This window comes from Saccharomonospora iraqiensis subsp. iraqiensis (assembly GCF_000430445.1).
In the GTDB taxonomy this organism is placed as follows: Bacteria; Actinomycetota; Actinomycetes; order Mycobacteriales; family Pseudonocardiaceae; genus Saccharomonospora; species Saccharomonospora iraqiensis.
In genome coordinates this window covers 77,801-87,669 of record NZ_KE387056.1, presented here as the reverse complement: position 1 = coordinate 87,669, position 9,869 = coordinate 77,801, and the positions used below count along the sequence as shown (strand labels likewise).

General features: G+C 71.1%; 10 protein-coding genes. 6 read left to right on the top strand and 4 right to left on the bottom strand.

The features are described from left to right. Positions 1-315: 315 nt before the first annotated feature. Positions 316-1,479 carry a cystathionine gamma-synthase gene (locus ACTIR_RS0104460; RefSeq protein ID WP_026453372.1) on the top strand — a complete coding sequence of 388 codons (1,164 nt, stop codon included), beginning with the start codon at positions 316-318 and terminating at the stop codon, positions 1,477-1,479. A 138-nt stretch (positions 1,480-1,617) separates the two neighbouring features. Here the strand turns inward: ACTIR_RS0104460 and ACTIR_RS0104455 are convergent, their stop codons facing one another. Continuing rightward, positions 1,618-1,887, bottom strand: coding sequence for a hypothetical protein (locus ACTIR_RS0104455; RefSeq protein ID WP_007023327.1), 270 nt, complete (start codon positions 1,885-1,887; stop codon positions 1,618-1,620). 195 nt (positions 1,888-2,082) lie between these two features. On the opposite strand from ACTIR_RS0104455, the gene ilvA reads away from it, so the two are divergent. Then, positions 2,083-3,288, top strand: a complete 1,206-nt coding sequence (gene ilvA, locus ACTIR_RS0104450; RefSeq protein WP_026453371.1) for a threonine ammonia-lyase — start codon at positions 2,083-2,085, stop codon at positions 3,286-3,288. 112 nt (positions 3,289-3,400) lie between these two features. On the opposite strand, the gene hppD is transcribed toward ilvA, so the two are convergent. Beyond that, positions 3,401-4,585, bottom strand: coding sequence for a 4-hydroxyphenylpyruvate dioxygenase (hppD, locus tag ACTIR_RS0104445; protein WP_026453370.1), 1,185 nt, complete (start codon positions 4,583-4,585; stop codon positions 3,401-3,403). A gap of 119 nt (positions 4,586-4,704) precedes the next feature. Here hppD and ACTIR_RS0104440 point away from each other — a divergent pair, with 119 nt between their 5' ends. Next, on the top strand, positions 4,705-5,172 hold the full coding sequence (locus ACTIR_RS0104440) for an Lrp/AsnC family transcriptional regulator (protein ID WP_007023324.1): 468 nt from the start codon (positions 4,705-4,707) through the stop codon (positions 5,170-5,172). Between the two features lie 216 nt (positions 5,173-5,388). Here ACTIR_RS0104440 and greA read toward each other — a convergent pair whose 3' ends face one another. Then, positions 5,389-5,886 (bottom strand): transcription elongation factor GreA, encoded by a 498-nt coding sequence (greA, locus tag ACTIR_RS0104435; protein ID WP_026453369.1) that lies wholly within the window; start codon positions 5,884-5,886, stop codon positions 5,389-5,391. Positions 5,887-6,060: 174 nt separating this feature from the next. Next, the gene (locus tag ACTIR_RS0104430; RefSeq protein WP_026453368.1) at positions 6,061-6,549 is read right to left on the bottom strand and encodes a DUF4307 domain-containing protein; all 489 of its coding nucleotides are present in this window, start codon (positions 6,547-6,549) and stop codon (positions 6,061-6,063) included. 223 nt (positions 6,550-6,772) lie between these two features. Between ACTIR_RS0104430 and mca the strand changes: the two genes are divergently transcribed. The 3 genes from mca to ACTIR_RS21675 form a co-directional block, all read left to right on the top strand. After that, positions 6,773-7,669, top strand: a complete 897-nt coding sequence (mca, locus tag ACTIR_RS0104425; RefSeq protein ID WP_026453367.1) for a mycothiol conjugate amidase Mca — start codon at positions 6,773-6,775, stop codon at positions 7,667-7,669. Then, the gene (locus ACTIR_RS25175; protein WP_026453366.1) at positions 7,666-8,064 is read left to right on the top strand and encodes a hypothetical protein; all 399 of its coding nucleotides are present in this window, start codon (positions 7,666-7,668) and stop codon (positions 8,062-8,064) included. Before mca ends, ACTIR_RS25175 begins: the two co-directional genes overlap by 4 nt. Positions 8,065-8,170: 106 nt before the next feature. After that, on the top strand, positions 8,171-9,869 hold a 1,699-nt coding region (locus ACTIR_RS21675), incomplete at its 3' end, for a thioredoxin domain-containing protein (protein WP_034238317.1).

Below are 9,869 nucleotides of genomic sequence, written 5' to 3'. Positions count from 1 at the left end.
TTCGCCCAGCCGGGCGGGCAGTACCCGGGCAGTGGCGGGTTCGCCCAGCCCGGCCAGCCCGGCCAGTACGGGCAGCCGCCGCAGCAGCAACAGCAGGGCGGATTCGGGCAGCAGCCGGGCCAGCCGCCGCAGTGGTGACACCGCAGTGGTGAGACGCCGGTGGTGATGTCACACGGGTGACGGGTCGGTGACCCGGCGCCACGGGGCCGTGGGGTGACGGAACGGGTGAGCCGTCGCTCCACGGCCCGTCGTGTGTCGGGCCCGGTTCGCCGATCCACGGCGGCGTGTGCCGGGGGCCCGCCGTAGGCTGTGGGCATGGTTGCAGACCCCGCCGACTACGGCTTCGAGACGCGCGCCATCCACGCCGGTCAGGAGCCCGATCCCCGCACCGGGTCGGTCATCGTGCCGATCTACCAGACCTCCACCTACGCACAGGACGGGGTGGGCGGTACCCGCGAGGGAGACTACGAGTACTCGCGCACGGCCAACCCGACCCGGAGCGCGCTGGAGGAGGCGCTGGCCGCCCTGGAGGGCGGTCGGCACGCGCTGGCCTTTTCCTCCGGGATGGCCGCCAGCGACGCGGTGTTGCGGACGACCCTGCGTCCGGGTGATCACCTGGTGCTCGGCAACGACGTCTACGGCGGCACCTTCCGGCTCATCGACAAGGTGCTGACCGGGTGGGGCATCCACTACAGCGTCGCGTCCCTGTCCGACCTGGACGAGGTCCGTTCCGCGATCCGCCCGGAGACCAAGCTGATCTGGTGCGAGTCGCCCACCAACCCGTTGCTCGGGATCGCCGACATCGGCGCGTTGTCCGAGATCGCCCATGTCAGCGGCGCCCGCGTGGTCGTGGACAACACCTTCGCGACCCCGTACCTGCAGACACCGCTGGAACTCGGGGCGGACGTGGTGGTGCACTCCACCACCAAGTACCTCGGCGGCCACTCGGACGTCGTCGGCGGCGCGGTGATGACCCACTCCGACGAGCTGCGCGAGCAGCTGTTCTTCCTCCGGAACTCGGCGGGCGCGGTGCCCGGCGCGTTCGACGCCTGGCTGACCCTGCGCGGGCTGAAGACGCTCGCCGTGCGGATGGAACGCCACTGCGCCAATGCCGAGCTGATCGCCGAGGCACTGTCGGTGCATCCGAAGGTGGACCGCGTGTACTACCCGGGGCTGGCCGAACACCCGGGGCACGCGCTGGCGGCCAAGCAGATGCGGCGCTTCGGCGGCATGGTGTCGTTCACCCACTCCGACGGCGAACAGGCCGCGCTGGACACGGCCGCGGCCACGAAGTTGTTCGTCCTCGCGGAGTCGCTCGGCGGTGTCGAGTCGCTGGTCGAGCACCCGGGCCGGATGACGCACGCCAGCGTCGCCGACTCGACCCTCCAGGTGCCCCCGTCCCTGGTCCGCCTGTCGGTCGGCATCGAGGACCCGCACGACCTCCTGGCCGACCTCCGCTCCGCCCTCGACACACACTGACCCCACGGCGGGTGCCGGTGTTGTGCCGTGAAGGACTCCTTCGCTGCGTCATTGGCAGTGAAGGGGGCCTTCACGGCACCAGGCGCAGTGAAGGAGTCCTTCACGGCACCAGGCGCGGCGAAGGGGGCCTTCGCGGCGTCACGGGCGGTAGCTCTCCGGGGGGAGTCCCGGCAGGGCCGGGCGGTCGTGATCGCGGACGACGTCGTCCTCGTGCAGGTCCGCGGCATCGACGCACCCGCCCACGAGCGTGACTGCGCCGTCCTGCTCGGTGTACCGGGCGGGCTCGCACGGCGCCTCCGCGACGGTGTACACGGCGGCGCCGGTCAGGGTCATGGCCGAGAGCACGCCGGCGAGCAACGGCAGGACACCGGCGGAACCCGACGCGGATGCGGTACTCGCCCGTCCCATGGTGTCTCCCTCACTCGATCGGGTTCTGTGTCGCCGTCACCGGGAGTACCGGAGGCCGCGCCCCGGTACTCCGTCCCCCGCAGTGTTCCCCGTGACCGCGCAGGGCGACCGACGCGGCACAAGCTTACCCAATCGTGATCCGGACCGTGTGCGTAACCTCGTCGTGATCCGGTCGGCGGTGACATCATCGCGGGCATGGGACTTGTCAGCGTGGACACAATCCGCGAGGCGAGGCAGTTGCTGTCGACCGTCGTGCGTAACACGCCGATGGAACACGCACGCGACCTCGAATCCGCGCACGGAGGGCCGGTGCACCTCAAGTGCGAAAATCTGCAACGCACCGGATCCTTCAAGATCAGAGGCGCCTACACCCGCATCCACGGGTTGAGCGAGGCCGAACGGGCCCGTGGTGTCGTCGCGGCCAGCGCGGGCAATCACGCCCAGGGCGTCGCGCTCGCCGCATCGCTGCTGGACACGAAGGCGACGGTGTTCATGCCCGAACGCGCGCCGTTACCGAAGCTCGCGGCCACCCGCGGCTACGGGGCGGAGGTCCACCTGCACGGCGCGGTGCTGGAGGAAACCCTGGCCGAGGCGAAGGCGTTTGCCGAGCGCACCGGGGCGGTGTTCATCCACCCGTTCGACCACCCGGACATCATCGCCGGGCAGGGCACCCTGGGCCTGGAGATCCTGGAGCAGCTTCCCGAGGTGGCCACGGTGCTGGTCGCGACGGGCGGTGGTGGTCTCGTCGGTGGTGTCGCCGCGGCGGTCAAGGCGGAGCGGCCGGATGTCCACGTCGTCGGGGTGCAGGCGGAGGAGGCCGCGGCCTTCCCGCGCTCACTGGCGAGCGGGGGGCCGGTGCGGGTCGAACGGACGCAGACGATGGCCGACGGTATCGCGGTGGGCGAGCCCGGCCCGGTCAGCTTCGCGCACGTGAACTCGCTCGTGGACGACGTGGTGACCGTGGGGGAGGAGTCGCTGTCCCGTGCGGTGCTGCAGTGTCTGGAGCGGCGCAAGCTCGTGGTCGAACCCGCCGGGGCCGCCGCCGTGGCCGCGTTGCTCGAACACGAGAAGATGTTCGAACCGCCCGTCGTCGCCGTGCTCTCCGGCGGCAACGTCGACCCGTTGCTGCTGTTGCAGATCATCCAGCACGGCATGACGGCGGCGGGACGCTATCTCAACCTGCGGCTGTGCGTGCCGGACCGGCCGGGTTCGTTGGTGAGTGTGCTGTCCCGGGTGAGCGAACTCGGGGCGAACGTGCTCGACGTCGAACACTCCCGGATCTCGGGTCGCCTCGCGATGGGCGAGGTCGAGATCGCCCTGAAACTGGAGACCCGCGGCCCCGACCACTGCGAGACCGTCGCCGCCCAACTCCAACGCGCCGGCTTCACGGTCATGTTCTGACCACACCGGGTGGTGCCGTGAGGGGCACATTCCCTGCGCGTGACGCAGCGGATGTGCCCCTCACGGCACCGGACGCGGGGAATGTGCCCCGCACGCGGGACGAGCGGCCGCGTCAGAGGTTGCCGCGGCGCTCCTGCTCGCGCTCGATGGCCTCGAAGAGGGCCTTGAAGTTGCCCTTGCCGAAGCCGAGCGAGCCGTGGCGCTCGATCAGCTCGTAGAACACGGTGGGCCGGTCACCGATCGGCTTGGTGAAGATCTGCAGCAGGTAGCCGTCCTCGTCCCGGTCGACGAGGATGCCGTGCTCCTTCAACGTCTCGATCGGCACCCGGACCTCGCCGATCCGCGCCCGCAGCTCCGGGTCGTCGTAGTAGCTGTCCGGCGTGGCGAGGAACTGCACCCCGGCCTCGCGCATCGCGGTCACCGTGGCGATGATGTCGTTGGTCGCCAGCGCGATGTGCTGACACCCGGAGCCGCCGTAGAACTCCAGGAACTCGTCGATCTGCGACCGCTTCTTGCCCACGGCCGGCTCGTTGAGCGGGAACTTCACCCGGTGGTTGCCGTTCGAGACCACCTTGCTCATCAGGGCCGAGTACTCGGTGGCGATGTCGTCGCCGACGAACTCCGCCATGTTCACGAAGCCCATGATGCGGTGGTAGAAGTCCACCCACTCGTCCATCCGGCCCATCTCGACGTTGCCCACACAGTGGTCGACGGCCTGGAACAGGCGACGCGGGGCACCCTCCGGCCGCGGGACCGTGCGGGTCCGTGCCTCGTAACCGGGCAGGTACGGACCCGAGTAGCGCGAGCGGTCGATGAGCGAGTGCCGTGTCTCGCCGTAGGTGGCGATCGCCGCCCGGCGCACGGTGCCGGCCTCGTCCGAGACGTCGTGCGGTTCCTCGAGCACCGTCGCGCCCTGGGCACGGGCGTGCGCCACACACTTGTCCACATCGGACACCTCGAGGGCGAGGTCGGTGACCCCGTCGCCGTGCCTGCGGTGGTGGTCGAGCAGCGGTGAGTCGGGACGGACCCCGCCGTTGACCACGAACCGCGCCGAGCCGGACTTCAGCACGAACGACTTGTGGTCGTGGTTGCCGGTCTCCGGGCCCGAGTAGGCGACGAGCTCCATGCCGAAGGCGGACTGGTACCACCACGCGGTCTGCGTGGCGTTGCCGACGGTGAACACGACCGCGTCCATCGCGGTGACGGGGAACGGGTCGGTCGACAGGTCGTGGTCGACCAGGCCGACGAGTTGGCGTAGCTGGTCGTAACTGACGTCGTCGAGTGCTGGGTTGGCCATGCCCGAGAGCATGCGCGGGGAGGGCATACTGAGCAACAGTCGCCGCTCGTGCTGGTCAGTCTGTTCAGCCGAGTTGGCATTCGGGTGATCAGACTGGACAACTTGTGCAGGAGGTGCGCATGAGGCTGGACTCGCTGGACGCGCGGTTGCTGTTGCTGCTGACCGACGCGCCACGTCTCGGCGTGCTGGAGTGCGCGCGCAGGCTGGGGGTGGCGCGCGGCACCGTGCAGGCCCGGCTCGACCGGCTCACCGCCGCGGGCGTGCTCACCGGGTTCCCCCCGGAGCTCGACCTGGCCGAGATGGGGTACGGGTTGACCGCGTTCGCCGTGCTGGAGATCGCGCAGGGACACCGTGCCGAGGTCGCGGCCGCCCTGGCCGCGATCGACGAGGTGTGCGAGGTCCACGCGACGACCGGCCAGGGGGACCTGTTCGTCCGGCTCGTCGCGCGGTCCAACGACGACCTCCAGCGGGTGATCGACGAGGTCGTCGGCGTGGCGGGGGTACGCCGAACGGCCACCTCGATCGCCCTGTCCACGCCGGTGCCGCCCCGGGTGCGCCCCCTGCTCGAACGGATCGCGCAGGAGTGACCGTGGTCGGCCCTTCCGCACGGATACGCACGGGTCGGTACCCGCACCGGATCGCGGGCGCCCCGGGAGTCCGGGCGCGCCCACGGACACGCGCGGGTACCGACACGTGATTTCGGGACGTTCTCCCCGCAGACCGGACCGGCCGGGGGAACGGGTGTCGTGACGGCGGGACCACGTGCGGCCCGGGGTGTCACCGGGCCGACGGGTCGTGCGGCCTCACGAGGTGTAGGGCACCGCCTTGACCAGGGTGACCTTCTGCGTGCCGCCGTTCGGCAGCACGTATTCGCGGGCCTCGCCCTCCTTGGCGCCCAACAGCGCCTTGCCGAGCGGTGACTCCGGCGAGTACGTCTCGACGGCGCCCTCGCCGCCCTCCTCGCGGGTGGCGAGCAGGAAGGTCTCCTCGTCGTCCTCGTCACCGTCGTACCGCACCGTCAGCACCATTCCCGGCTCGGCGATGCCGTCGTCCTTGGGCGCCTCGCCGACCTTCGCGGTGCGAAGCAACTCCTGTAGGTGCCGGATTCGGGCTTCCTGCTGACCCTGTTCCTCCCGGGCGGCGTGATAGCCACCGTTCTCCTTCAGGTCGCCCTCTTCCCGGCTGGCGTTGATCTTCGCTGCGATGACCGGACGATTCTCGATCAGCTCGTCGAGCTCGTTCTTGAGCCTGTCGTAGGCATCCTGGGTCAGCCAGGTCACCTTGCCTTCGCTCACGGTCACCATCTCCTTCTAGCGCCTGCCGAGCCTGGGTGTACAAGCCGGCGCCACGCCGTCGTGGCTGGTAATAAAGGAAAGACACGGCCCGTGCGGGCCGTGCCGTTGAGACCAGGATAGCACGAAGCGGGCCCCGGCGGTCCCTGTTCGCTCAGGGGGTACGCGCGCCCGGCGCGAATTTCACCCCGTTGGCCGCTCGGAGGTTGACAGGTACTCCGGCACACTATACGAGCACCCGATGACGTCCGCCGTCACCGGCCGTCCGTTGCTGCGCACCACCGTCGTGAGCCGTTCCTGGCCGGGCGGGGCGTACATCTCCCTCCGGCCGCTCTCCGCGCCGGACGAGTCCCGCACGCGGACGATGCAGACCCCGGGCCGCGTGGGTTCGGTGCGGAGGACGTCCACGGTGACCTCCATGGCGTTGCCGGGGCGTTCGGTGAAGGCCACCCGCTGCCCCTCGATGGGGGTCACGGCGAGGGTGGTGTAGCCGAAGTAGGTCGCCGCGGTGCCCGCGACCAGCGCGAGCGCGATGAGGACCCACCGCCGCCACCGTGGGGGGCGCCGGTGCGTGAGGTCGTCGTCGCCGTCCGCGGTCGCCCGGGACGGTTCGCCGCCGGGTGCCTGCCCGGCGGCGCCGGGGCCGGTCGGCCCGTTCTCCGCGCTGTTCAACCAGGCCTCCGGGATTCGTGTCGGTACGGCGGGGAGAATGAAAAGAGCCGCCTCGTGTGTTGAGTATCCGTGTAGGCGTACGGGCGGACGCCAGGGGGTCCGGCCCGGCAGGTTCGTGACCACGGACGGCCGACGGGTCGCGTGGGCACGGACGGCCGACACGGTTTGCAGGCACGACGACGGTGAGCGGAAAGGAACCGGACGGGACATGGGAGCCGACGGGATGAGCGCTGACAGGACGGACTCGGGGTTGCGGCTGATGGCGGTGCACGCGCACCCCGACGACGAGTCCAGCAAGGGCGCGGCCACGATGGCCCGCTACGTCGCCGAGGGCCACGACGTCATGGTGGTGACCTGCACCGGGGGAGAAGCGGGCAGCGTGCTCAATCCGGCGATGGACAAGCCGGAGGTCCACGAGAACATGACGCGGCTGCGCCGCGAGGAGATGGCCCGTGCCGCCAAGATCCTCGGCGTGCGACACCGCTGGCTGGGTTTCGTCGACTCCGGCCTGCCCGAGGGCGACCCACCGCCCCCGCTGCCCGAGGGCTCGTTCGCGCGGATCCCCCTCGACGGGCCGGTGGAGAAGCTGGTGCAGGTGATCCGGGAGTTCCGGCCACACGTGGTGACCACCTACGACGAAACCGGTGGCTATCCGCACCCGGACCACATCCGCTGCCACGAGGTGTCGATGGCCGCCTGGGACGCGGCACCGGACCCGGACCGTTTCCCGGAGGCGGGCGCGCCGTGGCAGCCGCTGAAGCTGTACTACTCGCACGGCTTCTCCCGCGCGAAGTTCACCGCCTTCCACGAGGCCCTCGTCGAACGGGGGCTCGAGTCGCCCTACGCCGAGTGGCTGAGCAGGTGGGATCCGGACAAGCCCGACGTCATGGAGCGGGTCACCACGCAGGTACCGTGTGGTGACTACTTCGAGGTCCGGGACGACGCCCTGCGTGCGCACGCCACGCAGATCGACCCGAACAGCCGCTGGTTCGCCGTGCCGCTGGACATCCAGCGTCGGCTGTGGCCGACCGAGGAGTACGAACTGGCACGGTCCCTCGTCGACACGACGTTGCCGGAGGACGATCTGTTCGCGGGGGTGCGAGAGAGGATGACGACATGACGCCGGACGTGCTCACGGCACTACCCGCCGCCACGGTGGCGCCGGTCACCTCGGCCGAGACGTTCCTGGCGCAGTCCCAGCCCGGTGGCGAGGGGGCGGACTTCGGCAAGTCCTCGCCCGTGGGCCTGTTGCTGCTGCTGGTCTTCCTCGTCGCCGTGGTCTTCCTCGTGCGGTCGATGACCAAGCACCTCAAGCGCGTGCCCGCGTCGTTCGGCGGGGAGAGCGACAGGGCCGGCGACGGGGACCCGGCCGACGACGCCGACACCGCCGGTGCCACGGACTCCACCGACACCGCGGACTCCGCCGACGCCACGGACTCCGCCGACGCCACGGCGGGTGGCGCCGGGCGACCGGTAGGCGACGCGGAGGAGGCTGCGGCCACCGGCCGGGAGTGAACCGGATCCGACGCGCCCGCCCGGTCCCGAGCGTGGTGCGGGCGGGCCCGTCGGACCGGCCTGTCGGACGACGGCACCGGGTTTTCCGGTGTGAGACGCTGGAGGGGTGAACCGCCTAGCCACCGCGACCTCGCCGTACCTGCTCCAACACGCCGACAACCCGGTGGACTGGTGGCCCTGGTGCCCGGAGGCGCTCGCCGAGGCACGGCGGCGGGACGTGCCGATCCTGCTGTCCATCGGCTACGCCGCCTGCCACTGGTGCCACGTCATGGCGCACGAGTCGTTCTCGGACGCGGACACCGCGGCCTACATGAACGAACACTTCGTCAACATCAAGGTGGACCGCGAGGAGCGCCCGGACATCGACGCCGTGTACATGACGGCGACCCAGGCGATGACCGGCCAGGGCGGCTGGCCGATGACGTGCTTCCTCACCCCCGACGGTGAGCCGTTCCACTGCGGTACCTACTACCCGCCGGTCTCGAAGCACGGGCTGCCCTCGTTCGTCCAGGTGCTGACCGCCGTCACGCGGGCGTGGACCGAGCGCAGGGACGAACTCGTCGAGGGCGCGGGCCGGATCGTCACGCACATCGCCGAGCAGACCGGGCCGCTGTCCGAGCATCCGGTCGACGAGCAGGCCCTGTCGTCGGCGGTGGCGAAGCTGCGGTCGGAGGCCGACCCGGCCAACGGCGGATTCGGCACCGCGCCGAAGTTCCCGCCGTCCATGGTCCTGGAGTTCCTGCTGCGCCACCACGAGCGCACCGGTTCCGCCGAGGCCCTGTCGCTGGTGGAGCTCACCGCGGAACGGATGGCCCGGGGCGGAATCTACGACCAGCTCGGGGGCGGGTTCGCCCGCTACTCCGTCGACGTGGCGTGGGTCGTCCCGCACTTCGAGAAGATGCTCTACGACAACGCGCTGCTGTTGCGCGCCTACGCGCATCTCGCGCGGCGTACGGGGTCCGCGATCGCCACGCGCGTCGCCGGGGAGACGGCCGAGTTCCTGCTGCGGGACCTGCGCACCGCCGAGGGCGGGTTCGCCGCGTCGCTGGACGCGGACACCGACGGTGTCGAGGGCCTGACGTACGTGTGGACCCCGGAGCAGCTCGTCGAGGTGCTCGGGCCGGAGGACGGTGCCTGGGCCGCCGAGCTGTTCGGCGTCACCGAGGAGGGCACCTTCGAGAAGGGCGCGTCCACGCTCCGCCTGCCGCACGACCCGGACGACCCCGCACGCTGGCTGCGGGTGAGCACGGCGTTGCTTCAGGCGCGCGGCACCCGGCCGCAGCCCGCCCGCGACGACAAGGTGATCGCGGCGTGGAACGGTCTGGCGATCACGGCGTTGGCCGAGGCGGGAACGGCGCTGCGCCGTCCGGAGTGGGTGGACGCGGCCGTGTCGGCCGGGGCGTACCTGCTCGACCGGCACCTGGTGGACGGCCGGTTGCGCCGCAGCTCGCGGAACGGCGAGGTCGGCGCCGCCGACGGGGTGCTGGAGGACCACGGCTGTCTGGCCGACGGCCTGCTGGCGTTGCACCAGGCCACCGGCGAGTCGGTGTGGCTGCTCGAGGCGACCCGGCTGCTGGACATCGCGCGGGAACGGTTCGCGGTGGCCGACACCCCGGGCGCCTTCCACGACACCGCCGACGATGCCGAGGCGCTGGTGCACCGGCCCTCCGACCCGACCGACAACGCCAGCCCCTCGGGCGCGTCCACGGTGGCCGGGGCGCTGCTCACGGCGTCGGCCCTGGTGGGGCCGGAGAAGGCGAGCGACTACCGGGCGGCGGCCGAGCAGGCGGTGAGCCGGGCGGGGG

Coding starts and splice junctions, on each gene's coding strand:
- ACTIR_RS0104460 (WP_026453372.1), top strand. CDS start 316: ATGGTTGCAGACCCCGCCGACTACGGCTTCGAGACGCGCGCCATCCAC.
- ACTIR_RS0104455 (WP_007023327.1), bottom strand. CDS start 1,887: ATGGGACGGGCGAGTACCGCATCCGCGTCGGGTTCCGCCGGTGTCCTG.
- ilvA (WP_026453371.1), top strand. CDS start 2,083: ATGGGACTTGTCAGCGTGGACACAATCCGCGAGGCGAGGCAGTTGCTG.
- hppD (WP_026453370.1), bottom strand. CDS start 4,585: ATGGCCAACCCAGCACTCGACGACGTCAGTTACGACCAGCTACGCCAA.
- ACTIR_RS0104440 (WP_007023324.1), top strand. CDS start 4,705: ATGAGGCTGGACTCGCTGGACGCGCGGTTGCTGTTGCTGCTGACCGAC.
- mca (WP_026453367.1), top strand. CDS start 6,773: ATGAGCGCTGACAGGACGGACTCGGGGTTGCGGCTGATGGCGGTGCAC.
- ACTIR_RS25175 (WP_026453366.1), top strand. CDS start 7,666: ATGACGCCGGACGTGCTCACGGCACTACCCGCCGCCACGGTGGCGCCG.